This window comes from Aeromonas sp. 25-AL00135, from assembly GCF_054052385.1.
The window spans coordinates 1-24,761 of sequence record NZ_JBSTYQ010000017.1 but is presented as its reverse complement, the minus strand read 5'-3'; the positions used below and the strand labels follow the sequence as shown (position 1 = coordinate 24,761).

Sequence of the window (24,761 nt, the reverse complement as noted above, 5' to 3'; positions counted from 1 at the left end):
ATTCTTACCGTTGGAAAATATGCTGGAAAGATTGAACGGCCTGCTCATGCAGGCCGGAATTGTTATCACCGATACCCAAAAGAGCCAACTGGTGCAGTTGGTCGAGTTGCTGCACAAGTGGAACAAGGCTTACAATCTCACCTCGGTGCGAGATCCGGACGCCATGCTGGTCAAGCATATCCTCGATAGCCTGGTGGTAAGCCCCCACTTGCATGGTGAGCGCTTCATCGACGTGGGGACAGGTCCCGGCCTGCCGGGATTGCCGCTGGCGATCATCAATCCGGACAAGCAGTTCGTCCTGCTCGACAGTCTGGGCAAGCGGATCAACTTCATCCGTCAGGTGATCCAGGAGCTGGGTCTGACCAATGTGACGCCTGTCAAATCCCGGGTTGAAGAGTATCAACCCGAGGTGGGATTTGATGGTGTACTGAGTCGGGCATTTGCCTCGCTGGAGGACATGCTGAGCTGGTGTCACCACCTGCCGTCAGAACAGGGCTGCTTCCTGGCGCTCAAGGGACAATATCCCGAGCAGGAGCTGGCCCAGTTGCCTGCCAATATCCGTCTGGTAGCCTGTCATGAGTTGCGGGTGCCGGAGCTGGAAGGCGAACGTCATCTGCTGGAATTCAAACATATCCAGCCCGAATAGGGTCGCAGTTTCATTTAGGGGATCGTGTGGGAAAAGTCATCGCCATAGCCAACCAGAAGGGTGGAGTGGGTAAAACCACCACCTGTGTGAATCTGGCCGCCTCCATGGCTGCCACCCGGCGCAAGGTGCTGGTGATCGATCTGGATCCGCAGGGCAATGCCACCATGGGCAGCGGTGTCGACAAGTATGACGTCGAGCGCACCGCCTATGAGCTGCTGATCGAGGATGCCCCCATCAGCGAAGTGATCATCCCCGAAACCACTGGGGGCTATCACCTGATCGCCGCCAACGCCGACGTGACCGCGGCCGAAATCCGTCTGATGGAATTTTTCGCCCGCGAAATCCGCCTGCGCAATGCGCTGGCTTCGGTGCGGGACAAATACGACTACGTCTTCATCGACTGCCCGCCCTCTCTCAACATGCTGACCGTGAACGCCATGGCCGCCGCCGACTCCGTGCTGGTGCCCATGCAGTGCGAATATTACGCGCTGGAGGGGCTCACCGCCCTGGTCGACACCATCAGCAAGCTGGCCGCCGTGGTCAATCCGGAGCTCAAGATCGAAGGGGTGCTGCGCACCATGTTCGATCACCGCAACCGGCTGGCCAATGATGTGTCCGATCAGCTAAAACAGCACTTTGGCGACAAAGTCTACCGCACCATCATTCCCCGCAACGTTAGACTGGCTGAGGCCCCGAGTTTCGGTGCCCCGGCCATGCACTATGACAAATCATCGGTGGGCGCCAAGGCCTACCTGGCACTGGCTGGCGAGATCCTGCGCCGCCAGGAGCAGGAACGTCAGGCGACCATCGCAGACCGAGAGAGCATATGACTCCGAAAAAACGTGGACTGGGCAAGGGGCTGGATGCCCTGCTCAGTACCAGCACGGCTGCCCGCCAGAAACAGGTGATGAGCGATCAACGTACTGAAGAGGCCATGGCCCCCACCAATCAGGGCGAGCTGCGCAAGCTGCCGGTGGAGTGGTTACAGTCCGGCAAGTACCAGCCCCGCAAGGACATGTCCCAGGATGCACTGGAAGAGCTTGCCAACTCCATCCGCGCTCAGGGGGTGATCCAGCCCATCGTGGTACGCCCTCTCAGCGAACAATCCTTCGAAATCATTGCCGGTGAGCGGCGCTGGCGCGCGTCCCAGCTGGCGCGGCTTGAGGTGGTGCCCTGCATCGTCAAGGATGTACCCGACGAGGCTGCCGTCGCCATCGCGCTGATTGAGAATATTCAGCGGGAAGACCTCAATGCCATCGAAGAGGCGGTCGCTCTACAAAGACTGCTGACCGAATTTGAACTCACCCACCAGCAGGTGGCCGAGGCGGTGGGCAAGTCCCGCACCACGGTGACCAACCTGTTGCGTCTCAACCAGCTCAACGACGACGTGAAGCGTTTCGTCGAGCATGGCGACCTCGACATGGGCCATGCCCGTGCCCTGCTGGCTCTGAGCGGCCAGGCCCAGTCCGAACTGGCCAAGCTGGTTGCCCAGAAAGGGCTGACCGTGCGCGATACCGAGAAGCTGGTGCAAAAAGCGCTCGAACCGGCAAAAGCCAGGGTCGAACCGGCCCGTGATCCGCAGATCGGCTACCTGGAGCGCCAACTGGCAGAAAAAATTGGCAATCAGGTGCAACTTCAGCCTGGCAAGCGGGATAGCGGGAAGTTAGTAATAAGTTACGAGAATTTGTCCGATTTGGACCGTATATTGGGCTATTTTGGCGTGTCGGAATCGTGATTTTTACGCTTTTTGTAGTAATAAAACATCCATTCCTTTTGATATGACCATAACCCTGATTTGCCGCGGAAAGCCGCAAAAATTAAGGATTTTTGTCATATTGCAATAGCTGCCCTCAAGGGTATAATTTGACCGGCTTTAAGAGCTGTTAACATGGGGTCTTCGGATCCCGATTTTTTACAGTTCTGTAATGTTCAGGGGTAGGTTGGTGAAGCAGAAAATAGCCTTGGAAGGTTTGACACTGGCCTTGGTTATGCTCGTTTGTCAGCTCATCCTGATCGTGGCGATGAGTGCCGTCTGGTTTTACCTGACTGGTGCCAGCGCCGGTTATTCCGCCCTCTACGGAGGGGGGATGTACTGGGTTCCTCAAGCCTTGTTTACTGTCTGGGTGCTGCGCCGCAAGGTGACAACCGAGAGTGTGGGCCTGGTTTTGCGGGACTTTTATGGTGGGGCAGGGATTAAGCTCATTTCTACAACAGGTCTATTCGCCCTGATGTTTGGTGCGGGAGTCGAGGTCGTTACCGTCTCGTTTTTCGCCACTTATATCCTCGCCCTCGTTGTACAGTGGATGGTTTCATTCACTCTTAACAACCACTATTAGGAAAACTCATGTCTGCAACCGGAGAAGTCCTGACTCCTCAGGGATATATCTCCCACCACCTGACCCACCTTCAAGTCGGGTCTGGGTTCTGGACGGTCAATATCGACTCAATGGTATTTTCCGTCGTGCTAGGCGCCCTGTTTATCCTGCTGTTCCGCAAAGTAGCCGTTAACGCTACCAGCGGGGTGCCGGGTAAGCTGCAGTGCTTTGTGGAGATGCTGGTCGAGTTTGTGAATGGTAACGTCAAAGACATCTTTCACGGTCGCAACAAGGTCATCGCACCTTTGGGGCTGACCGTGTTTGTGTGGATCTTCCTGATGAACTTCATGGATCTGATCCCTGTTGACTTTATCCCTCACGCTGCACAATTGATGGGTATTCCCTATCTGCGTGTGGTTCCCTCTGCTGACGTTAACATCACCATGTCCATGGCTTTGGGCGTGTTCTTCTTGATCCTGTACTACAGCATCAAGGTCAAGGGTATCGGCGGGTTTGTGAAGGAGCTGACGCTTCAGCCTTTCAACCACCCGGCGGCCATCCCGGTTAACCTCATCCTGGAAACTGTTACGCTGATTTCCAAACCTGTTTCTCTGGGTCTTCGACTGTTCGGCAACATGTATGCTGGCGAACTGATCTTTATCCTGATTGCGGGTTTGTTACCCTGGTGGTCACAGTGGATCCTGTCCGTGCCTTGGGCAATTTTCCACATCCTGATCATCACTTTGCAGGCATTCATTTTCATGGTTCTGACCATCGTCTATCTGTCGATGGCGCAGGAAGACCATGGTTGATGCAACTCAAATAATCCTTTTTATACAATCAATTACATCTAAATAACTGGAGATCCTCATGGAAAACTTGAACATGGACCTGCTGTACATCGCTGCTGCAATGATGATGGGTCTGGCTGCTATCGGCGCTTCCATCGGTATCGGTATCCTGGGTGGCAAGTTCCTGGAAGGTGCTGCTCGTCAACCGGATCTGATCCCTGTTCTGCGTACCCAGTTCTTCATCGTAATGGGTCTGGTGGATGCGATCCCGATGATCGCCGTTGGTCTGGGTCTGTACGTGATGTTTGCGGTTGCTGGCTAAGTCGTTACGACTCTCCAGGCATAACCCATTAACTAACTTAAGAGGACATCGGCTGTGAATATCAATGCCACCCTCCTCGGCCAAGCTTTTGCTTTTTTCTTCTTCGTAGTGTTTTGCATGAAGTACGTATGGCCGCCGCTGATTGCAGCCATCGAAGCCCGTCAGAAAGCTATTGCTGACGGTCTCTCTTCTGCCGAACGTGCCAAGAAAGATCTGGATTTGGCCAAGGCCAACGCCACCGATCAGCTGAAAGAAGCCAAGCTGCAGGCTGCTGAAATCATTGAGCAGGCTAACAAACGTAAAGCCCAGATCATTGATGAAGCTGCCGCTGGTGCCCAGTCTGAGCGGGAAAAAATCCTGGCTCAGGGCCGTGCCGAGATCGAAGCTGAACGTCATCGTGCCAAAGAAGAACTGCGTAAGCAGGTTGCTGCTCTTGCCATTGCTGGTGCAGAGAAGATCCTGGCGCGTCAAATCGACCAGGCTGCCAACAGCGACATCGTCGACAAACTGGTAGCAGAACTGTAACGGGAACGGGGCTATGTCTGAACTGACTACAATCGCTCGCCCCTACGCCAAGGCTGCTTTCGAGTTTGCCGTTGAGCACAAGGCGGTTGACCAGTGGCTGGGTATGCTCGGTTTCGCTGCGCAAGTAGTGGAAAACGAGACCATGCACAACCTGGTTAACGGCTCTGTGGCTGCCGACGAGCTGGCAAAACTGTTTGTCAGCATCTGCGGGGAGCAACTCGACGAGCATGGCCAGAACCTGATCCGGGTAATGGCAGAGAATGGTCGCTTGGGTGTGCTGCCGGCGGTCGTTGCCGAATTTGTGGTGTTCAAGTCTGAACTGGACAAAGAAGTTCAGGCTGACGTGATTTCGGCGATTGCACTGACCGACCAGCAGAAAGCCAATATTCAGGCTTCTCTGGAACAACGTCTCGCGCGCAAAGTGAAGCTGAATTGCAGCATCGACGCGTCCTTGATGGCCGGGGTGCTCATCAAGGCCGGTGATCTGGTTATCGACGGAACTGTCCGCGGCAAGCTGGATCGCATGGCTGACGCGCTGCAATCTTGATTGGGGTATTAGAGCATGCAACTGAATTCCACTGAAATCGCCGAGCTGATCAAGCAGCGCATTGCGCAGTTTGATGTAAAGAGCGAAGCGCGTAACGAAGGTACCATCGTCTCCGTGAGTGACGGTATCATTCGTATCCACGGCCTGGCCGATGCCATGCAGGGTGAGATGATCGAGCTGCCGGGCAACCGCTACGCTCTGGCATTGAACCTGGAGCGTGACTCCGTTGGTGCCGTAGTGATGGGTCCCTATGCCGATCTGGCCGAAGGGATGAAAGTAAAAGGTACTGGCCGCATTCTGGAAGTGCCGGTTGGTCGTGGTCTGTTGGGCCGGGTGGTCAACACCCTGGGTCAGCCTATCGACGGTAAAGGTCCGGTCGAGCACGATGGCTTCTCTCCGGTAGAAGTGATTGCCCCGGGCGTTATCGAGCGTAAGTCTGTTGACCAGCCTGTCCAGACCGGTCTGAAAGCCATCGATGCCATGATCCCTATCGGTCGTGGCCAGCGTGAGCTGATCATCGGTGACCGCCAGGTAGGTAAAACTGCCATCGCGATCGACACCATCATCAACCAGAAAGACTCCGGCATTAAGTGTGTCTACGTTGCGATTGGCCAGAAGGCCTCCACCATCGCCAACGTGGTGCGCAAGCTGGAAGAGCACGGTGCTCTGGCCAACACCATCGTGGTGGTTGCCTCTGCTTCCGAAGCTGCTGCCCTGCAGTATCTGGCTCCGTACTCCGGTTGCTCCATGGGTGAGTACTTCCGTGACCGCGGTGAAGATGCCCTGATCATTTATGATGACCTGTCCAAGCAGGCCGTTGCATATCGTCAGATCTCCCTGCTGCTGCGCCGTCCACCAGGACGTGAAGCATTCCCGGGCGACGTATTCTATCTGCACTCCCGTCTGCTGGAGCGTGCTGCTCGCGTCAACGACGAGTACGTAGAGAAGTTCACCAAGGGTGAAGTGAAGGGCAAAACCGGTTCTTTGACCGCGCTGCCGATCATCGAAACCCAGGCTGGTGACGTATCCGCGTTCGTTCCGACCAACGTGATCTCCATCACCGATGGTCAGATCTTCCTGACTTCCCAGTCTTTCAACGCCGGTATTCGTCCTGCGGTTGATCCGGGTATCTCCGTATCCCGTGTGGGTGGTGCCGCCCAGACCAAGATCGTCAAGAAGCTGTCCGGTGGTATCCGTACCGCGCTGGCTCAGTACCGCGAACTTGCTGCGTTTGCCCAGTTCTCTTCCGACCTGGACGATGCGACTCGCAAGCAGCTGGACCACGGTCAGAAAGTGACCGAGCTGATGAAGCAGAAGCAGTACTCTCCGATGAGCGTTGCTCACCAGTCTCTGGTGCTGTTCGCCGCGGAAAAAGGCTATCTCTCCGATGTCGAGCTGAACAAGATCCTCGATTTCGAAGCCGCTCTGCTCTCTTTCGCCGATACCCAGCATGCCGAGCTGATGGCTGAAATCAATGCCAAGGCTGACTACAACGACGCGATCGTTGGCAAGCTGACTGCGTTGCTGGACAACTTCAAGGCAACCCAGACCTGGTAAGCGTGTGTGGCAGCGCAAGCTGCCACCTGATGGAGAGAAGAGATGGCCGGCGCAAAAGAGATACGTAACAAGATCGGGAGTGTGAAAAACACTCAGAAGATCACCAGCGCTATGGAAATGGTGGCAGCAAGCAAGATGCGCCGTGCGCAGGATCGCATGTCTGCCAGCCGTCCGTACGCTGAAACCATGCGCAAGGTGATCGGCCATATCGCTCAGGGGAACCTGGAATACAAGCACCCCTACCTCATCGAACGTGAGGTCAAGCGAGTGGGTTACATCGTCGTCTCCACCGACCGTGGCCTGTGTGGTGGTCTGAACATCAACCTGTTCAAGGCTGCCCTCAATGATATGAAGCAATGGAGCGCGAAAGGTGCCAAGGTTGACCTGGCTCTGATCGGCAACAAAGCCTCCAACTTCTTTGAACGGCACGGCGCCAAGGTGAAAGCTCACGTCGCAGGACTGGGCGATAATCCGAGCGTCAATGACCTGATTGGTTCAGTCAAGGTCATGCTGAAGGCTTACGACAACGGTGAGATTGACAAGCTGTATCTGGTGTACAACAAGTTCGTCAACACCATGGTGCAGCAACCACGGGTCGATCAACTGCTGCCTTTGCCCGTAACTGAAGACAGCAAGCTCGCCAAGAAACACCACTGGGATTACCTCTATGAGCCGGATCCCAAGAAGCTGCTGGATACCCTGCTGGTTCGCTATGTCGAATCTCAGGTTTACCAGGGTGTAGTGGAAAACTTGGCCAGTGAACAGGCAGCCCGAATGGTTGCCATGCAAGCCGCGACTGACAACGCCGGTAACCTGATTAACGATCTGCAACTGGTATACAACAAGGCCCGTCAGGCCAGTATTACCCAGGAGCTGACAGAGATCGTATCCGGTGCTGCTGCGGTGTAAGGCAAGGGTTATCAAAGGTTTAGAGGATTTGACATGAGTAACGGTTTCATCGTCCAAATCATCGGCGCTGTAGTGGACATCGAGTTCCCGCAGAATGCCGTGCCCCAGGTGTACGATGCACTGAAGGTCGTTAGCGAAGGTCAAGGCCAGGGTCTGGTGCTGGAAGTTCAGCAACAGATCGGTGGCGGCGTCGTTCGTTGCATCACCATGGGTTCCTCCGACGGTCTGCGTCGTGGGTTGGAAGTAATGAATAGCGGTAAATCCATCCAGGTTCCGGTCGGTACTGCGACTCTGGGTCGGATCATGAACGTACTGGGCGAGCCAATCGACGAGAAAGGCCCGATCGGTGAAGAAGAGAGCTGGTCAATCCACCGTGAAGCCCCCAGCTACGAAGATCAGTCCAACAGCACCGAGCTGCTGGAGACCGGCATCAAGGTTATCGACCTGGTATGTCCGTTCGCCAAGGGTGGTAAAGTGGGTCTGTTCGGTGGTGCCGGTGTAGGCAAAACCGTAAACATGATGGAGCTGATCCGTAACATCGCGATCGAGCACAGTGGTTACTCTGTGTTCGCCGGTGTAGGTGAGCGTACCCGTGAGGGTAACGACTTCTACCACGAGATGATGGAGTCCAACGTACTGGACAAAGTATCTCTGGTTTACGGTCAGATGAACGAGCCGCCCGGAAACCGTCTGCGCGTTGCGCTGACCGGCCTGACCATGGCCGAGAAGTTCCGTGACGAAGGTCGTGACGTACTGTTCTTCGTAGATAACATCTACCGTTACACCCTGGCCGGTACTGAAGTATCCGCACTGCTGGGCCGTATGCCTTCCGCAGTAGGTTACCAGCCGACCCTGGCCGAGGAGATGGGTGTTCTGCAAGAACGTATCACCTCCACCAAGACCGGTTCCATCACCTCCGTACAGGCCGTTTACGTGCCTGCGGATGACTTGACTGACCCGTCTCCGGCGACCACCTTCGCCCACCTGGATGCGACCGTGGTACTGTCCCGTCAAATCGCGGCACTGGGTATCTACCCGGCCGTTGACCCGCTGGACTCTACCTCTCGTCAGCTGGATCCGCTGGTGGTTGGCAAAGAGCACTACGAGACCGCTCGTGGCGTTCAGACCGTACTGCAGCGCTACAAAGAGCTGAAGGACATCATCGCCATCCTGGGTATGGATGAACTGTCAGAAGAAGACAAACTGACCGTAGCCCGTGCCCGTAAGATCGAGCGTTTCCTGTCCCAGCCGTTCTTCGTAGCAGAAGTGTTTACCGGTTCTCCGGGTAAATACGTGCCGCTGAAAGAGACCATCCGTGGTTTCCAGGGCATCCTGAAAGGCGAGTATGACGATCTGCCCGAGCAGGCGTTCTACATGGTTGGCGGTATCGACGAAGTCGTCGAGAAATCCAAGAAACTGTAAGCCTCGACAGGAGGGCCCATGGCAGAGATGATCTCCTTTCACCTGGACGTGGTGAGCGCCGAAGGAAAACTGTTTTCCGGTCGCGTGCAATCCGCTCAGGTATCAGGCTCCGAAGGTGAGTTGGGTCTCCGCCACGGTCATGCTCCGTTGCTGACTGCCATCAAGCCGGGTCTGGTCCGCTTGGTGAAGCAGAACGGAACTGAAGAGGTGCTGTACATCTCCGGCGGTATGCTGGAAGTACAACCTGAATCCGTGACCGTGCTGGCGGACACCGCGATTCGTGCTGACGACTTGGATGAGGCGAAAGCCCAGGAAGCCAAGCGCGCAGCCGAAGAGCGGATCCACAGCTCCCATGGTGATATCGACTACGCCCAGGCCGCCACCGAGCTGGCCAAGGCGATGGCTCAACTGCGAGTTATCGATATCGTCAAAAAGAATTACCGCTAATAACGGTGATGTAAAAAGCGACCTTCGGGTCGCTTTTTTTTTACCCGTTGGATAGACTCCGCCGAGTATTTCTCATGTTCCAAAGGTCAATTTATGTCCCTCAACGTCGTGATCCTGGCTGCGGGTAAAGGTACCCGCATGCGCTCTTCCCTGCCCAAGGTACTCCACCCGGTAGCCAACAAACCTATGGTTTCCCATGTGATCGATACTGCACGTCAGGTCGGTGCCGAGCAGCTGCATCTGGTCTATGGCCACGGTGCCGAGCTGCTGAAAGAGCGGATCGTGGCGGCCGATGTGAACTGGGTGCTGCAGGCGCAACAGCTGGGGACCGGTCACGCCGTCGCCCAGGCCATCCCGTTCTGGAAGGATGAAGACGATGTGCTGGTGCTGTACGGCGATACCCCGCTGATCCAGCCAGAGACCCTGCAGCGACTGCTTGCTGCCAAGGCTGAAAACGGGATGGCACTGCTGACCGTGGTACTGGACAACCCCACCGGTTATGGCCGTATCGTCCGTGAAAATGGTCAGGTAGTCGGCATCGTCGAGCAGAAGGATGCCAACGCCGAACAGCTGGCGATCCGAGAGGTGAACACCGGCGTGCTGGTGGCCAATGGGGGCCAGTTGCGTCAATGGTTGTCTCGTCTCGACAACAAGAATGCCCAGGGCGAATTCTATCTGACCGATGTGATCGCCATGGCTCACGTCGATAATTGCCCGATTGCCGCTGTGCATCCAGAGCGTGCCGCTGAAGTTGAAGGGGCCAACAATCGGGTGCAATTGGCCCAACTTGAGCGCAGCTATCAGCAGATGCAGGCCGAGAAGCTGATGATCGCTGGTGCAACCATGATCGACCCCGCACGCTTTGATTTGCGTGGGGTTTTGGAAATTGGTGAAGAGGTTGTTATTGATGCAAACGTCATCATTGAGGGCAAGGTGACTCTCGGCAATCACGTTCGTATCGGAGCCGGTTGCGTACTGAAAGATTGTGTCATTGGCGATCATACTGAGGTGAAACCCTACTCGGTTATCGAGGGGGCACAGGTGGCAGATCAGTGCTCAGTGGGTCCGTTTACCCGCTTGCGTCCGGGGGCGGTTCTGGAGCAGGATGCGCACGTTGGTAACTTCGTCGAGATGAAGAAGGCCCGTCTTGGGGTTGGTTCCAAGTGCGGTCATCTGACCTATCTGGGTGATGCCGAGATCGGAGCTGGGGTGAATATCGGTGCCGGTACCATCACCTGCAATTACGACGGCGTGAACAAGTTCCAGACCATCATCGAGGATGACGTGTTCGTCGGTTCTGATACCCAGCTGGTGGCGCCAGTGCGCATCGGCAAGGGTGCGACCTTGGGGGCGGGTTCTACCATCACCAAGGATGTGGCTGAGAACGAGCTGGTGATCACCCGGGTGCCCCAGCGTCACATCAAAAACTGGGCTCGCCCGGTCAAGAAGAAGTGATGCCCGATCAATAAAATAGAACCGGCGCCTGATGGCGCCGGTTTTTTTGGCTTATGACTTATGGCTGGTGTCACTGGTCGATGGCTGGGGGGCCGCCCATGTGGTCGCGGGTGCGCTGTAGTCCATCACCTGATACCAGTCGAGCTTGCGGGTCAGCATCATGATCAGCGCCAGGGTGGCGAACAGCAGCAGGGCGCCGAGCAGCAGAGCAATCTCTTCGGCTTGCAGCAGGCTGTAGAGGATGGCATAGACCAGCCCGAGCAGTGCCGCGAAACCGATCCCCTGCTTCGGGCCGCCCAGCACATGACTGAGATAGAAGCCGTTGAGCAGCACGCTGGCCAGCGCGGCTACCAGATAGGCCCAGCCAAAACCGAGGTGCTCGGTCAGTGCCAGCAGCACCAGATAGAAGATGGCCAACCCCATGCCCACCAGCGCGTACTGGATCGGGTGAACCCGCAGCCCCTTGAGCAGCTCGAACATAAAGAAGCTGATAAAGGTGAGGCCGATGAAGAGCAGGGCATATTTGGCCGCCCGTTCGTTGAGCTGATAGTGATCCACCGGCTGCATCAGACTGACGCTGAAAGTGGGCAACACGTCCTCCCCGCCGTTCATCGCCCGGTTGAAGCGGGTCTCCATGTCGCTGGCGAACCAGCTGGTCTGCCAGCTGGCGCTGAACCCCTCCTGATTGAGGCTGCGACTGGCCGGCAGGAAGTCGCCGATAAAGTTGGGATGGGGCCAGTTGCCCGCCAGCTGCAGGATGCTCTCCTTGCCCAGCGGGACTATGTCGAGGGCGTTCATCCCCTGCAGATTGAGCTCCAGATGGAAGGTGCCATCCTGTTGCGGCAGGCTGTCGAGCGGGGCATGGATACCCGCGAGCGCATCACCGAGGCGGGCGCCGGGGGCAAACGGGATCCGCTGTGTGCCGAGTTGCAGTTCGGGGACGCTGTTGATACCGCGGGCATCGGAGAGCACCAGGCTCAGGTAGGGTTTGCCCGCCACCAGCTCGGCCGTTTCACCGAGCGGTGAGGTCGCGTCATTCAGCAGACTCTGCCGGGTTGGCAGGCGGCCCGAGAGGGAGAGCCGGGTCTGATAGACCTGCGCCTGATAGATGCCCAGCTTGCGCGGGGTCACCTCCATGTTGGCCCTGATATCCAGTTGCTCCGGCAGCAGGTAGCGGTAGATCTGCTCCTGACGGACGAAGCGCTTGCCCTCCTGCTCGACCGTCACCGAACGGGTATAGGGCTGCACGATAATGGGCCCCATCAGTCGTTGCGGGCCGCTGCTGCTGGCCATGATGCTGTGAATGGCCTGACTGCGGTAAGCCTGACGCTCCCGGTTGAGCTCCATGATGGATTGCACCGGCACCATCAACAACAGGCTGAGCAACAGCAGCAGAAAGATCTTGTGGGTGAATATCTGTTTGACCATGACACGTCTCCTTGTTGGATGGAGTGAGTCTGTCAGTCCGGCGTGAAGTGGTGATGGGCTTGTGTGAAGTGGCGGTGAACTGTTGAAAAACGGCGCCATCAGGCGCCACGGGATTGTTCAGGGGCGGGAGCGCACCAACCGAGCGGCTTGGGCGAAACGATCTGTATGGCCGTCGATGAGCCCGTGTATAAAGTCGATGTAGTAGACCAGTTCCGGCATCTCCTCAATGGAGCTGGAGGTCCAGTAGGGGGCTGCATTTTCCCCGTTGTCATGGATATCGGAGAAGAAGCGCGGGTCTGTCATCGGCGCCCGGCAATTTTCGTCGAGCAGGGTGAAGAGCTCCTCGATGGTGGGGAGTCGCCACCCCTCGCCAAGGCGGGCTGCTTCATCCTTGGCTTCAAGCAGTGTCAGCAGGGCCGGTGTGCCCACGCACCCTTTCCCCTCCAGCCACTGGCTGCCGAGGCTGCACGCCTGCCATTCGAGCTGGCTGAGCCGATCATGGATGACTTCTCCCTGCCGCGTCAGGCGGTCGGAGAGATCACAGGCAGCCAACGCCATGCTGGCCGGAAGCCAGAGCAGCAATAGAAATAATTTCATGTTTGTCTCGTTTACGAATGGCGGTCAGCCCGTCGCTGGTGGGCTGACAGTGGTTATCGGGGTTTATCTGGCGGGAAGCGAGATCACTGCTTTTTAAGTTGTGCAGGCAGGACGGCCAGCACCTCCTCTTTCGCCTTGAGGGAGGCGAACTGCTTGCCGGGCTTTTGCACCACGGTATGGACGAAGATCAGCTGTTTGCCCGGTTTGCTGGCCCAGCCGACGAACCAGCCGATCTGCTGATCGCGGTTGAGGCTGCCATCCAGCTTTTTCGGGTAGCCCATGCCGGTCTTGCCGTGGATCTGCCAGCCGTCGATCTCGCTCACCTTGAGGATATTGGCGGTGTACTGCAGGGTCTGCGCCGAGACCGGCAGCTTGCCGCTCAGCATCTTGCCGAGGAAGCGGGCCTGTTCCTCCGGACTGATGGCGAGGCTGGAGCTGAGCCAGGCCTGGGTCAGGCCGTCATGTTTGCCCGGATTGCCGGAGAGATCCCGATTGCCGTAGTCGAAGCGGTCGACATATTGCTGGAAGCGCTTCATCCCCAGCCATTCGGTGATCTGCTGGGAAAACCAGACCACCGAGTAGGTTTCCCAGCGGCGCGGGGTGGTGGTTTCACGCCAGGCGGGCAGCCAGCCGTCATAGCTCGGTTTGTAAGGCAGTGCCGGATGCTCTTCATCCACCAGATAGCCACTGTCGTAACCCATCAGCGCCAGCGGGATCTTGAAGGTGGACGCGGGCGGCAGCTGGCTGGAGCAGTCCCCTTCGCTGGAGAGGGTCTGGCCGTTGCCGTCAGCATAGAGAAAGCAGCCGCTGGCGGCGGAGGCTGGCAGGTCTGCGAGCAGACCGGCAGCCAGCAGGCTGGAGAGAAGCAGGCGGGACATAGCATTTCCTTGAGCAAATGGATGAGAGAAAGCGGCAGTCTAATGCCGCTTTGTGTGGGGAATGTGAAGTTGCGGGGGGACTAGGTGAATGGCAGCCAGAGTTCCGCCAGCGCGCCTCCCTCTGGCCGGTTGCTCAGGGTCAGACGGCCGCCATGCTGGTGGGCCACCTCATGGGCGAAGCTGAGCCCCAGACCACTGCTCTTGCCCTTGTCCGGGCGCGGCAAGGAGTAGAAGCGCTCGAAGATGCGCGGCAGGGCGTAGTCGGGAATGCCGGGGCCGCTGTCGGTGACCCGAAAACAGTAGCCCTCTTCCTGCTGGCTGCCGCTCAGGGTGACCAGCCCGTAGGCGGGAGAGAAGTCGATAGCGTTATCCAGCAGGTTGCCGATGGCCTGCTCCACCAACAGCGGATCCCACTTCTGTTTCGGCGCGCTGGTCAGCTCGGCCACCAACTCGACCTGACGGCGCTGGGCGATGATCTGGCGGGCATCGAGGGTGAGCTTGCCCAGTTTTGCCGGTTCCACCGACTGGCGATCCAGCCCCTGCCCCGACTCCAGCCGCGCCAGTTGCAGCATTCGCTCGATCAGCTGCTGCATGCGGGCGGTTTCCAGATTGATGTTGCCGATAAAGCGTTTGGCAACTTCGGGGGGCGGCGTTTCGGCCAAAATCTCCCCTGCCCCGCGAATGGCGGCCAGCGGGCTCTTCAGCTCGTGGGTCAGGCTGTGAACATAGGCTTCGATGTAGCTTTTGCCATCGAGCTGGTGGCGCATGGTCTCCAGTGAGCGGCCGAGCCGATCCAGCTCGACGGTGTGCAGCCGTGGCAGCGGTGCCGCCTCCCCCTTGCTGACCGAGTCGGCGTAGTGCACCAGCTTGCCGATGGCGCGGTTTAGCCACCACACCAGCAGGCTGCCGATCAGCAGCGAGATGAGCAGCATCTGGCCGCCGGCCTGCAGCAGCTCCTGTTCCCCGCGCTCGATGGCAGGCATCAGGGTGCGGTTGGGCTTGGCGACGGTGAGGGAGCCGATGATCTCGGCCCCTTCCCGCAACGGCGCCGCCACATACATGGTCGAGCTGGCGGCATCGTCGGGATCGGTGCGGGTGCTGCGGGCGCCATACTGGCCGCGCAGAGTGCGGTAGACATCGTTCCAGCGGGAATAATCCTTGCCCAGATCCGTGCCGTCGGAGTCGTAAATCACCATACCCTTCTGGTCAGTGACATAGATGCGGTACTCCGCCTGCTGCTTGAGGTGGCCATCGATCATCGCATTGATGGGATTCTGGTTGAGGCGGGCGAAGGCGCTGGCCAACCGCCCGTTCATCATATTGCCCTCTTTCAGATCATCGAGCGCCAGCGGTGCCAGCAGCTGGGTCATGTCTACCAGAGTATCCTCGGTGGCGCTGCGCACCCCGGGTTTTATCTCCTCGACGAAGATCTCCAGCACGAACCAGGCGGCCAGCGCGAAGATCAGCAGCAGGCCGCACAGCAGTTGCAACCCGAGTCTCATGCCAGCTCCAGGCTGTAGCCCAGCCCGCGGTGGGTGAGGATCAGGTTGGCCTCGGGATCATGTTCGCGCAGCTTGGCGCGGATGGTCTTGATATGGGTATCTACGGTGCGATCCAGACTCTCCTCCGCATCCTGCCACACCAGATCCATCAGCTGCTGGCGGGAGTAGACCCGCCCCGGCGCCTGCATCAGGGTCTTGAGCAGCAGATATTCGTAGCGGGTGAGGGCCAGCGGTTGGCCGCGAAAATGGATGCGGGCACGCTCCTCATCCAGTACCAGCAGGGCGCTGGGCTGGGGGGCGACGGGCTGGCTGCGGCGCAGGATGACCCGCACCCGGGCACACACTTCCCGTGGCGAGAAGGGTTTGGCCACATAGTCGTCGGCACCGATCTCCAGCCCGATCAGCCGGTCTATCTCCTCGCTGCGGGCGGTGAGGAACATCAGGGGAATATCGGTCAGCGCCCTCACCTGCTTGCAGAGTTCGAAGCCGCTGATGTCGGGCAGCCCCACATCGAGGATCAGGAAGTCGGGTCGCGTCTGTTCCAGTCGTGTCAGCAACTGCTGGCCCAGCATGAACCACTCCACCTCGAACCCGTCGGTCTGCAGGGCGTAAATCAGGGTGTCGGCGATGCTGGCCTCATCCTCCACCAGCCAGATGACTCTCTTTTGCATGGCATCCTCGTCGCAAATTGGCACCCCATTCTGGCATCGAACCAAATAGGATCCTATTTGCTGTTTTATTTTTCCGAAAAAGGGGCTAATATTTCGATGTTCTTTCGAATCGAAACTTAAAAATGACCAAACGTAATACTCAACAACGCCGCCACACCATAGTGACCCTGGTACAAGAGCAGGGTGAAGTGAGTGTCGACGCCCTCGCCAAACACTTTTCTACCTCCGAAGTGACCATCCGTAAAGATCTGGCTGTACTGGAGACCGGTGGTCTGCTGCTGCGCCGTTACGGTGGCGCCGTCCCTTTGCCGAGCGAGATGGTGGTCGAGATCAACCCTGAACAAGTTTCGAACCGAAAGTTAGCCATTGCCCGTGCGGCGGCCGAGCGGCTGCGTGATCACAACCGCGTCATCATCGACAGCGGCAGCACCACCAGCGCCATGATCCCCATGCTGGGCAACAAGCGCGGCCTCATCGTGATGACCAACTCCCTCAATGTGGCCGGTGCCCTGCGCGAGCTGGAAAATGAGCCTACCCTGTTAATGACCGGTGGCACTTGGGACCCTCACTCCGAATCCTTCCAGGGGCAGGTGGCGGAACAGGTGCTGCGCTCCTACGACTTCGACCAGCTCTTTATCGGTGCCGACGGTATCGACCCGGAACGTGGCACCACCACCTTCAACGAGCTGGTGGGCCTGTCGCGGGTCATGGCCGAGGTATCGCGGGAGGTCATTGTGATGGTCGAATCGGAAAAGATCGGCCGCAAGATCCCCAATCTCGAACTTCCCTGGTCGAGCATCCATACCCTGGTGACCGACGAGCGGCTGGCCAGCGAGGCCAGAGAACAGATTCAAGCCCAGGGGGTGACGCTTATCTGCGCCCCGGTCACTTGCTGACATCGAGCTCTGAACCATCCAACTGACTTTACGATTTGCATCTCAAGGAGAAGTGTATGTGTGGCATCGTCGGGGCTGTCGCCCAACGTGATGTGACTGAAATTCTGGTAGAGGGCCTGCGCCGTCTGGAGTACCGCGGTTATGACTCAGCCGGTGTGGCCGTGTTCAGCGCCAACCAGCCGTTGCAGCGGGTTCGCCGTCTGGGCAAGGTGGCCGAGCTGGCCAAGGCGCTCGACGAGCAGTCCGTCCACGGTGGTACCGGCATCGCCCATACCCGCTGGGCCACTCACGGCGAGCCCTCCGAGCGCAACGCCCACCCCCACGTCTCCGAGCATATCGTGGTGGTGCACAACGGCATCATCGAGAACCACGAAGAGCTGCGGGAAGAGTTGAAGGCGCTAGGCTATGTGTTCAGCTCCGACACCGATACCGAGGTGATTGCCCATCTGGTCCATCACGAGCTGAAGAGCGCCGGCAGCCTGCTGGCCGCCATGCAAACTGCGGTGAAGCAGCTGCGCGGTGCCTACGGTACCGTGGTGATGGACAGCCGCGACGACAGCCGCGTGGTGGTGGCCCGCTCCGGTTCACCGCTGGTGATCGGCCGCGGTATCGGCGAGAACTTTATCGCCTCCGACCAGATGGCGCTGCTGCCGGTGACCCGTCGTTTCATCTTCCTGGAAGAGGGTGATGTGGCCGAAGTGACCCGTCGCGATGTGCATATCTTCGATACCAACGGCAACGCCGTGGTGCGCGAAGAGCAGGAGTCCGAACTCTCCCACGATGCCGGTGACAAGGGTGAATACCGTCACTACATGCTCAAGGAGATCCACGAGCAGCCCAAAGCGATCACCAACACCCTAGAAGGGCGTCTGGGCAGTGATCACGTAGTGGTCGAATCGTTCGGTAACGGCGCGCGCGCCATCTTTGACAAGGTGGAGCACGTGCAGATCGTCGCCTGTGGCACCTCCTATCACTCCGGCATGGTGGCTCGCTACTGGTTCGAAGAGATCGCTGGCGTCTCCTGCGATGTAGAGATCGCCTCCGAGTTCCGCTATCGCAAGTCGGTAGTGCGCCCCAACAGCCTGCTGGTGACCCTCTCCCAGAGTGGCGAGACCGCCGATACCCTGGCCGCCCTGCGTCTGGCCAAGGAATCCGGCTATATGAGCTCGCTGGCTATCTGCAACGTGCCGGGCTCCTCGCTGGTGCGTGAATCGGATCTGGCCTTTATGACCCGTGCCGGTGCCGAGATCGGCGTAGCCTCCACCAAGGCGTTCACCACCCAGCTGGCTGGCCTGCTGATGCTGGTGGCCTCGGTCGGTCACTGCCGTGGCCACCTGAGCGCCGCTGCCGAGGCCGAACTGGTCAAGGCGCTGCAAGCCCTGCCGCTGCGTATTAAAGAGAGCCTGGCGCTGGCCAAGGATATCGAAACCCTGGCCGAAGAGTTTGCCGACAAGCAGCACAGCCTGTTCCTCGGCCGTGGCAGCCAGTACCCCATCGCCATGGAAGGGGCGCTCAAGCTCAAAGAGATATCCTACATCCACGCCGAAGCCTATGCCGCTGGTGAACTGAAGCATGGCCCGCTGGCGCTGATCGATGCCGAGATGCCCATCATTGTGGTGGCGCCGAACAACGATCTGCTGGAGAAGCTCAAGTCCAACGTGGAAGAGGTGCGCGCCCGTGGCGGTATCCTTTACGTGTTCGCCGATGCCGATACCGGCTTCAAGAGCGACGAGACCATGCGGGTCATGAACCTCAACCATGTGGAAGAGGTGATCGCCCCCATCGTCTATACCGTGCCGCTGCAGCTGCTCTCCTATCACGTTGCCCTGATCAAGGGGACTGACGTCGACCAGCCGCGCAACCTGGCAAAATCGGTGACCGTTGAGTAAGTCACTTTCTGAAATGACAAAGAGCCGCAATTGCGGCTCTTTTTGTTGCTGCTGAGGGTTACGACAGCCGCAAGTTGGTGATGGTGACCTCGTCGAGGGAGGGCACTATGATGCCGCTGGTGATCCCCTTGGCGATGGCCTGACTGCGGTTCTTCGAGTCGGTCTTGTTGGTCACCTGGGTCAGGTGAAAGTTGACCGTCCGCTCACTGATACCGAGGATGGTGGCGATCTCCCAGGAGGTCTTGCCCTCGCTGGCCCAGAACAGGCACTCCTTCTCCCGATCCGACAGTTCGGTCAGGTATTTCATCATATCCGGTCTGCTTTTGATCAGTTGCAGTGCGGAGTTGAAGATGTAGCTGGCACAAAACGACAGCAGCGGAACATTTTCAAACATCAGATCGGAGTTGGATTTGTCCTTGGTGATGAAAGAGAGGATGCCGTGCTCCCCCTGCGGGGTGTGCAGCGGAAAGGAGACGCCATTGCGTACTCCGAAATCAGCGGCCAGGTTCATCACGTCGCGGCTGGCGCTGGGCAGCCAGGGCGAGTCGCAGTCGAGCTTGTTCCAGAAGATCGGCTGGGTCTGTTTCAGCCCCAGATAGACCACCGGATCCTGGGTCAGATACTGGTTTTCGCTATAGGCGTCAAACCAGGTGGTCGGACAGTTGTTGAACAGTGCCACGTGGGATTTTTGCATGCTGATGGGGAAAATAATCAGCAGCCGAAAGTAATCAAAGCCCATTTGATGACTGAAGCGCTCCAGCAGTTGCTGGATATCGCTGGTTTTTGTTGCCTTGGTGAACTTGTCGATATGTTCCCAGATCGCATCGTTGAGCATTACTTTCTCCTTTTTCGATCTCTATCACACTGATCGAAAAGATTTTTTATCGTTATTTATATTTGTGCGGTGGCTATTGGCGCCACTTATTCCGTGCGTGCTTAAAAATTATCCTGTTTTTGTGCATAAAGGCCAAGAAAATCCTCTCGTTGCCAGTCCGCCCTGCATTTGAGATAATGATAATAGTTATCATTAGTAAGATGTATTTCAATGAACAAATTATGGGGTGTGGCCCTGCTGCCACTGTCAGTCCACTTTGCTGCCATCGGGGATGAGCTGGTTGCTCCCGCCCTCAAGAACAGCATAGCTGCCGGGAAAGCCTCCCAGCAGCGGGTGGAAAAAGCCGCCGATGCCGCCGTTGCCGCACGACTGGAGCTGCAAAATGCCCAGCTGCAACTGCGTGACCTCGAAGCCTACAACCGCTACATGCAATCTCTGGTGGCCGATCAGCAAAATGAGCTGGGTAAATTGAGCCAGCAGCTGGAAGCGGTGCAAGAGACCCGTCAGGGCTTGATCCCGCTGATGTTGCAGATGCAGGCAGATCTGGAACAGCTGGTGCAAAACGACATCCCGCTGCGCAAGGAAGATCGTTTGGCGCGGGTTGAACAGTTGAAAGCGACCCTGGCTCGAGCAGACGTTAGCGAGGCGGAGAAATTCCGTCAGCTGCTACAGGCCTATCAGATTGAAGCCGAGTACGGCAGCCGGATGGACAGCTATTCCGCCGAGCTGGAGTTGGATGGTGCTCCGCGTCGGGTCGATGTGCTGGCGCTGGGTCGGGTCTCCCTGCTGGCGATGACGGCCGATCGCAGTCAGGCATGGCGCTGGTCTGCCGAGGCGAAGCAGTGGCAAGCCCTCGATAGCCAGTGGCTTTCCCCCATTGCCGAGGCGATGGATGTGGCCGCCGACAAGAAAGTTCCCCAGTTGCTCAATATCCCCCTCTCTGTCAGCCGCAGTCAGGAGGCCCAATCATGAGAGTCACCATGAAGTGGTTCCCCCTCCTTATTGCCCTCTCCTGCGGTACCAACGCCGCTGCCGCCGATGAGTGGCAGCAGCAGGAACAGGCTCGTGAACAACAGGCTCAGCAAGATCTGGCGACCGTTGCCAAGGAGCTCGGCACTGCCCGCGCCAGACTGGCCGAGGCCCAGCGCCTGAGCAAGGAGTTGGCTGGCAAGTTCGCCAGCAACGAGAAGCAGCTGGTCGAGCTCAACGCCCAGTGGGAACAAGCCTCCGGCGACATGAACGAGATCTTCGCAGTCACCCGTCAGGGCGCCAGCGATGCGGTCAAGCTGCTGAGCGAATCCGCCGTCGAGGGCCAGTACCCGGAACGTCTCGCCCCGCTGAAAGCCATGGCACAGGATAAACAGGTGCCGGATCGCGCCGCCCTCGCCCTTCTACCCACCACGCTGCTGCAGGAGATCAGTGAATCTGGCCGGATTGCCCGGTTCAACGGCAAGGTGCTCGATGCCCAGGGGGCTGCCAGCGAGCAGTCGCTGACCCGGGTTGGCAGTTTTGCCCTGCTGGGGAGCGAAGGCTTCCTGCAACCGACCGCCGAAGGCTTGAGCCCGGTACTGGGTCTGCCCGGTAGCGTGCTCTCTGCCGTTGCGGCTTATCAGGGTCAGGAAGGGGAAGCGCTGCCGCTGGATCCTTCTCATGGCACTCTGCTGGCGATGCTGGCACAGGCGCCCACCTTCTGGCAGCAGGTACAGCAAGGCGGTCAGGTCGGCGCCATTATCGTGCTGCTGGCTGCCATCGGTTTGGGTATCGCAGCGGTACGGTTGTGGAGCCTCTCTCGTGAACTGGGTCGGGTTCGTCGCCAGCTCAAGAGCGGCGAGTATCATGCCGACAACGCCCTCGGTCGGGTGCTGACGGTGGCAGACAAACACCCCGAGCTGAGCATGGAGACCCTCGAGCTGCGTCTTGATGAGGCGATCCTGCAGGAGACTCCTCGCATGGAGCGCGGCATCGGCATGGTCAAGGTAATCGCGGCCATCGCCCCCATGCTGGGTTTGCTCGGTACCGTGACCGGGATGATCGGCACCTTCCAGGCCATCACCCAGTTTGGTACCGGCGATCCCAAGATCATGGCTGGCGGCATCTCCATGGCGCTGGTTACCACGGTACAGGGTCTGGTGGCAGCCATTCCGCTGATCCTGGCCCACAGCCTGCTGCAATCGCGCTTCACCGAGCTCTCCAATGTACTTGAGCAGCAGGTGGCCGGCATTCTGGCCGAGCGCGCCGAGAGCAATAACGGCGGGATGGAGCGAGCAGCATGATGCTCGACATCTGGCAACAGCTGCAGAGCTTCATGGGCCGTGGCGGCCCTGTGCTCTGGGTCATTCTGGCCCTGCTGGTGCTGATGTGGATTTTGATGATCGAGCGGTTGCTCTACCTCAATCTGGGTTTTGGCCCCTTGCAGCAACAGCTGCTCGGCCGCTGGCAGGCCCGCAGCGAGCGCCACAGCTGGCACGCCCGGGCGATCCGCAGCCGCTGGCTGGCGCAGGCGGAGCTGGAACTGAACCGTCATCTGATCTTCATCCGCACCCTGGTGGTGCTCTGCCCCATGCTGGGGCTGCTGGGCACTGTGACCGGCATGATCGGCGTATTCGATGCGTTGGCTGCGGCCAACCGCTTTAACCCGGAGAGCATGGCGGGCGGGATCTCCCGCGCCACCATCCCCACCATGGCAGGCATGGTGGTGGCGCTCTCCGGCGTGTTGTTACTCAGTCGGCTCGAGAGTCAGGCCAAGCGTGCGCTGGCCAAGACCCGGGACGGCCTGCGAGAAGAGAAGGTAATGCAATGAGACGGCAATCCAAACGCCAGCGTGACGAAGTGCAGATCGACATGACCCCCATGCTGGATATCGTGTTCATCATGCTGATCTTCTTTATTGTCACCACCTCCTTCGTGCGCGAAGCCGGGCTCGAGGTGCACCGGCCCCAGGCCAGTCAGGCCAAGGCGCAGAAATCCTCCAGCATCATGCTGGCGATCGGGGCTCAGGGTCAGATCTTCCTCGACCGCAAGCAGATCGATGTGGAGCGGGTACAGGCCACCATCGCCCGTCTACTGGCGGAGCAACCTGATGCCAGCCTGGTGATCCAGGCCGACGAGAGGGTGCCCCACGGCAAGGTGGTGCGGGTGATGGATGAGGCCAAGGCGGCGGGTATCGCCAATATCGCTGTGGCGGTGGCGCCGAAATGAAATACAAGTTGATGAGCCTGGGGCTGGGGATCGCCCTCAGTCTGGGCATCCTGCTGTTTATGGCCACGCTGGTTGAACCGCCCCGGGGCGAGAAGGTGGCGAGCGAACAGAAGCCCATCGTCATCAATATGCAGAACGAGGTGACCGAGGTGCAGGTGCGTGAGCGTCCGGTACCGCAGGAGCCTGAACCTCTGCCAGAGCCTCCCGCCGCATTGGCCTCGACACCGCTGCCGATGCCTGCCGCGGCCCCCTTGGCGGCCGTTGAGCCGAGTCTGGATCTGGTTTCCAGCCTCAGCGCGGTGCAGGTCTATGCCCCCGGAGTGGCGACCAGTACCGCACCGGTATTGAGTGGCAACTACCACGGCCAGCAGCAGGGAGCGGGTATCGGCGCAGGTGACATGCTGATGCCGCTGCAACGGATCGAGCCGGTCTACCCCTATCGTGCCCAGCAGTCAGGGATCGAAGGATTCGTCACCCTGCGCTTTAGCGTGAATGCCGAAGGTGGCGTGCAGGATGTGGAAGTGGTCGAGGCCAAGCCCAAGCGTCAGTTCGAGCGGGCGGCCATTCAGGCGATCAACAAGTGGCGCTATCAGCCGAGACCGGGCGCTACCGACAAGCTGGTGCAAGTCATCACGCTCAAATTCAAACTGGAGTCATAACTATGTTGCGGATCTGGATCTGTCTGCTGGCCCTGGTCGGCCAAGCCTGTCTGGCGATGGAGGTCAGCCCTCACTTCTCCCGTCAGCTTGAACCCGTGATGAAGCTCTATCAGTCCGGTCAGTGGCAACAAGCCCAGAGCAAGGCGTCCGGCCTCAAGCCAAATTGCGATGCCGAGCGTGCCTGGCTGGCGCAGTTGCAAGCCTCGCTGGCGGCCAATCTGCAACAGACCGCCCAGGCGAGCCGTTATGTCGAACAGGCTCTTGCCTATAAAGAGTGGCCCGAGCAGCAACAGCTCCAGCTGTTGCGACTGCGCGGCGATATTCAGGCCCAGCAATCCAACTGGTCTGGCGCCATCGCCAGCTACAAGGCGGCACTGGCACTCAAACAAGACGATGGGCTGCGCCTGCGTCTGGCCGGCCTCTATTACCACAACAAACAGTACGGTGACGCTGCCAGCCAGAGCGAACAGTTGTTGAAGAAGGGTTGGCAGAAGCAGGCCGCTATCATTCGTCTCTCCGCCCTCACCGCTCAGCAACGTTATGGCGTGGCTGCTGATCAGGCGGCCGAGTTGATCAGCCATGAACCCAAAGAGAGCAAATGGTGGCAGCAGGCTGTGTCGCTCAACCTCTCCGCCAAACGTGGGGATCAGGCGTTGGCGCTGCTGCAGACTGCCATCGACAGAAAACTGATGGATGACGCGTCAGCCCGCAACCAGCTGATCCGCCTCTATGCCTGGCAAGGGCTGCCTTATCGTGGTGCCCGTCTGCTGGAGGCGGCCATGGCCAAGGGACAGATGAAGCAAAGTGCTGAAAACCGCCAACTGCTGGCCCAATTGTGGGAAGGTGCCCGGGAGTGGTCACAAGCAGTTGATAGCTGGCAGCAGCTGGCCAGCCTACATGGTCAGCCCAAAGCTGCCATGCGCGCCGCCGAACTGATGCTGCAACAGGGCAAGACTGATGCTGCCATGATCCAGCTCGCCGCCATCAAGTCGGTAAAAGGCGAGCAAGGCAATCGTGCCAAAGCGCTGCTGGTGCAGGCACACCTTAATAAGGAGCAGTATGCCCAGGCGCTGGAACTGGCCCGTGAGCTGCAGCAACAGGATAACTGGCAGCAGAAGGCAACCAGCTGGGTCAACTATATCCGGGCACAAAGCGAAGAGTTGAGTAAAAAAGCGGCGTAAAAGAGGTGCCAAGGGGCTGTTTTGGGGCGTTCAGTTCGCTTTTTCAGCAAACGAACGCATTTTTGCAAAAAGCCCTTGTCATCCCGGCGCG

27 protein-coding genes are annotated in these 24,761 nt (G+C 58.6%); 21 read left to right on the top strand and 6 right to left on the bottom strand.

What is annotated here, in order from left to right:
• The first annotated feature begins 19 nt into the window (after positions 1 to 19).
• The 13 genes from rsmG to glmU all read left to right on the top strand — a co-directional run bounded on the left by rsmG (position 20) and on the right by glmU (position 10,936).
• Positions 20 to 646 carry a 16S rRNA (guanine(527)-N(7))-methyltransferase RsmG gene (rsmG, locus tag ACW5XC_RS15890; protein WP_041202839.1) on the top strand — a complete coding sequence of 209 codons (627 nt, stop codon included), beginning with the start codon at positions 20 to 22 and terminating at the stop codon, positions 644 to 646.
• A gap of 26 nt (positions 647 to 672) precedes the next feature.
• Positions 673 to 1,476: a ParA family protein gene (locus tag ACW5XC_RS15885; RefSeq protein ID WP_005357226.1), complete on the top strand. Its 804-nt coding sequence runs from the start codon at positions 673 to 675 to the stop codon at positions 1,474 to 1,476.
• The gene (locus tag ACW5XC_RS15880; RefSeq protein WP_042054341.1) at positions 1,473 to 2,381 is read left to right on the top strand and encodes a ParB/RepB/Spo0J family partition protein; all 909 of its coding nucleotides are present in this window, start codon (positions 1,473 to 1,475) and stop codon (positions 2,379 to 2,381) included. Before ACW5XC_RS15885 ends, ACW5XC_RS15880 begins: the two co-directional genes overlap by 4 nt.
• Positions 2,382 to 2,571: 190 nt before the next feature.
• Positions 2,572 to 2,982, top strand: a complete 411-nt coding sequence (locus tag ACW5XC_RS15875; protein ID WP_042054339.1) for an ATP synthase subunit I — start codon at positions 2,572 to 2,574, stop codon at positions 2,980 to 2,982.
• A gap of 8 nt (positions 2,983 to 2,990) precedes the next feature.
• Complete coding sequence (atpB, locus tag ACW5XC_RS15870; RefSeq protein ID WP_005339335.1) at positions 2,991 to 3,773, top strand: F0F1 ATP synthase subunit A; 783 nt, start codon at positions 2,991 to 2,993, stop codon at positions 3,771 to 3,773.
• Between the two features lie 58 nt (positions 3,774 to 3,831).
• Complete coding sequence (atpE, locus tag ACW5XC_RS15865) at positions 3,832 to 4,074, top strand: F0F1 ATP synthase subunit C (RefSeq protein ID WP_005307205.1); 243 nt, start codon at positions 3,832 to 3,834, stop codon at positions 4,072 to 4,074.
• Between the two features lie 54 nt (positions 4,075 to 4,128).
• Positions 4,129 to 4,599 (top strand): F0F1 ATP synthase subunit B, encoded by a 471-nt coding sequence (atpF, locus tag ACW5XC_RS15860; RefSeq protein WP_040068442.1) that lies wholly within the window; start codon positions 4,129 to 4,131, stop codon positions 4,597 to 4,599.
• A 13-nt stretch (positions 4,600 to 4,612) separates the two neighbouring features.
• Complete coding sequence (atpH, locus tag ACW5XC_RS15855) at positions 4,613 to 5,146, top strand: F0F1 ATP synthase subunit delta (protein WP_042054338.1); 534 nt, start codon at positions 4,613 to 4,615, stop codon at positions 5,144 to 5,146.
• 15 nt (positions 5,147 to 5,161) lie between these two features.
• Positions 5,162 to 6,703, top strand: a complete 1,542-nt coding sequence (atpA, locus tag ACW5XC_RS15850; protein ID WP_042054336.1) for a F0F1 ATP synthase subunit alpha — start codon at positions 5,162 to 5,164, stop codon at positions 6,701 to 6,703.
• Between the two features lie 42 nt (positions 6,704 to 6,745).
• On the top strand, positions 6,746 to 7,612 hold the full coding sequence (gene atpG, locus ACW5XC_RS15845) for a F0F1 ATP synthase subunit gamma (RefSeq protein ID WP_041210471.1): 867 nt from the start codon (positions 6,746 to 6,748) through the stop codon (positions 7,610 to 7,612).
• Positions 7,613 to 7,645: 33 nt separating this feature from the next.
• Entirely contained in the window at positions 7,646 to 9,034 is a 1,389-nt protein-coding gene (gene atpD, locus ACW5XC_RS15840) for a F0F1 ATP synthase subunit beta (RefSeq protein ID WP_026455856.1), read from the top strand.
• Between the two features lie 18 nt (positions 9,035 to 9,052).
• A complete protein-coding gene (locus ACW5XC_RS15835) occupies positions 9,053 to 9,481 on the top strand; it encodes a F0F1 ATP synthase subunit epsilon (RefSeq protein WP_005339345.1) in 429 nt (142 codons plus the stop codon).
• A gap of 93 nt (positions 9,482 to 9,574) precedes the next feature.
• Complete coding sequence (gene glmU, locus ACW5XC_RS15830; protein ID WP_042054334.1) at positions 9,575 to 10,936, top strand: bifunctional UDP-N-acetylglucosamine diphosphorylase/glucosamine-1-phosphate N-acetyltransferase GlmU; 1,362 nt, start codon at positions 9,575 to 9,577, stop codon at positions 10,934 to 10,936.
• Positions 10,937 to 10,987: 51 nt separating this feature from the next.
• Here the strand turns inward: glmU and creD are convergent, their stop codons facing one another.
• From creD to blrA, 5 genes are all read right to left on the bottom strand, one after another.
• The gene (gene creD, locus ACW5XC_RS15825; protein WP_042054333.1) at positions 10,988 to 12,364 is read right to left on the bottom strand and encodes a cell envelope integrity protein CreD; all 1,377 of its coding nucleotides are present in this window, start codon (positions 12,362 to 12,364) and stop codon (positions 10,988 to 10,990) included.
• Between the two features lie 117 nt (positions 12,365 to 12,481).
• Positions 12,482 to 12,961 carry an Lcl C-terminal domain-containing protein gene (locus ACW5XC_RS15820; RefSeq protein WP_042054331.1) on the bottom strand — a complete coding sequence of 160 codons (480 nt, stop codon included), beginning with the start codon at positions 12,959 to 12,961 and terminating at the stop codon, positions 12,482 to 12,484.
• A gap of 83 nt (positions 12,962 to 13,044) precedes the next feature.
• A complete protein-coding gene (gene blaOXA / locus ACW5XC_RS15815) occupies positions 13,045 to 13,839 on the bottom strand; it encodes an OXA-12 family class D beta-lactamase (protein WP_042054329.1) in 795 nt (264 codons plus the stop codon).
• An 80-nt stretch (positions 13,840 to 13,919) separates the two neighbouring features.
• Positions 13,920 to 15,341, bottom strand: coding sequence for a beta-lactam sensor histidine kinase BlrB (blrB, locus tag ACW5XC_RS15810; protein ID WP_042054328.1), 1,422 nt, complete (start codon positions 15,339 to 15,341; stop codon positions 13,920 to 13,922).
• Positions 15,338 to 16,012, bottom strand: coding sequence for a beta-lactam response regulator transcription factor BlrA (gene blrA / locus ACW5XC_RS15805; protein ID WP_033138557.1), 675 nt, complete (start codon positions 16,010 to 16,012; stop codon positions 15,338 to 15,340). Before blrA ends, blrB begins: the two co-directional genes overlap by 4 nt.
• A 122-nt stretch (positions 16,013 to 16,134) precedes the next feature.
• Between blrA and ACW5XC_RS15800 the strand changes: the two genes are divergently transcribed.
• Positions 16,135 to 16,908 carry a DeoR/GlpR family DNA-binding transcription regulator gene (locus tag ACW5XC_RS15800; protein WP_042054326.1) on the top strand — a complete coding sequence of 258 codons (774 nt, stop codon included), beginning with the start codon at positions 16,135 to 16,137 and terminating at the stop codon, positions 16,906 to 16,908.
• 56 nt (positions 16,909 to 16,964) lie between these two features.
• Positions 16,965 to 18,797: a glutamine--fructose-6-phosphate transaminase (isomerizing) gene (gene glmS / locus ACW5XC_RS15795; protein WP_042054325.1), complete on the top strand. Its 1,833-nt coding sequence runs from the start codon at positions 16,965 to 16,967 to the stop codon at positions 18,795 to 18,797.
• A 58-nt stretch (positions 18,798 to 18,855) separates the two neighbouring features.
• Here glmS and ACW5XC_RS15790 read toward each other — a convergent pair whose 3' ends face one another.
• Positions 18,856 to 19,632 (bottom strand): helix-turn-helix transcriptional regulator, encoded by a 777-nt coding sequence (locus ACW5XC_RS15790; protein WP_005339360.1) that lies wholly within the window; start codon positions 19,630 to 19,632, stop codon positions 18,856 to 18,858.
• A gap of 210 nt (positions 19,633 to 19,842) precedes the next feature.
• Between ACW5XC_RS15790 and ACW5XC_RS15785 the strand changes: the two genes are divergently transcribed.
• Genes ACW5XC_RS15785 through ACW5XC_RS15760 form a run of 6 tightly spaced genes read left to right on the top strand, consistent with a single transcriptional unit; the run spans position 19,843 to position 24,670 of the window.
• On the top strand, positions 19,843 to 20,604 hold the full coding sequence (locus ACW5XC_RS15785; protein ID WP_042054324.1) for a DUF3450 domain-containing protein: 762 nt from the start codon (positions 19,843 to 19,845) through the stop codon (positions 20,602 to 20,604).
• Positions 20,601 to 21,905, top strand: coding sequence for a MotA/TolQ/ExbB proton channel family protein (locus tag ACW5XC_RS15780; protein ID WP_042054323.1), 1,305 nt, complete (start codon positions 20,601 to 20,603; stop codon positions 21,903 to 21,905). The genes ACW5XC_RS15785 and ACW5XC_RS15780 overlap by 4 nt, the downstream gene beginning before the upstream one ends.
• Entirely contained in the window at positions 21,902 to 22,432 is a 531-nt protein-coding gene (locus ACW5XC_RS15775; protein WP_005339367.1) for a MotA/TolQ/ExbB proton channel family protein, read from the top strand. The genes ACW5XC_RS15780 and ACW5XC_RS15775 overlap by 4 nt, the downstream gene beginning before the upstream one ends.
• Positions 22,429 to 22,830 (top strand): ExbD/TolR family protein, encoded by a 402-nt coding sequence (locus ACW5XC_RS15770; protein WP_005339369.1) that lies wholly within the window; start codon positions 22,429 to 22,431, stop codon positions 22,828 to 22,830. Before ACW5XC_RS15775 ends, ACW5XC_RS15770 begins: the two co-directional genes overlap by 4 nt.
• Positions 22,827 to 23,489, top strand: a complete 663-nt coding sequence (locus ACW5XC_RS15765) for an energy transducer TonB (RefSeq protein ID WP_005339371.1) — start codon at positions 22,827 to 22,829, stop codon at positions 23,487 to 23,489. Before ACW5XC_RS15770 ends, ACW5XC_RS15765 begins: the two co-directional genes overlap by 4 nt.
• A gap of 2 nt (positions 23,490 to 23,491) precedes the next feature.
• On the top strand, positions 23,492 to 24,670 hold the full coding sequence (locus ACW5XC_RS15760) for a hypothetical protein (RefSeq protein WP_042054322.1): 1,179 nt from the start codon (positions 23,492 to 23,494) through the stop codon (positions 24,668 to 24,670).
• The last annotated feature ends 91 nt before the right edge of the window (positions 24,671 to 24,761 follow it).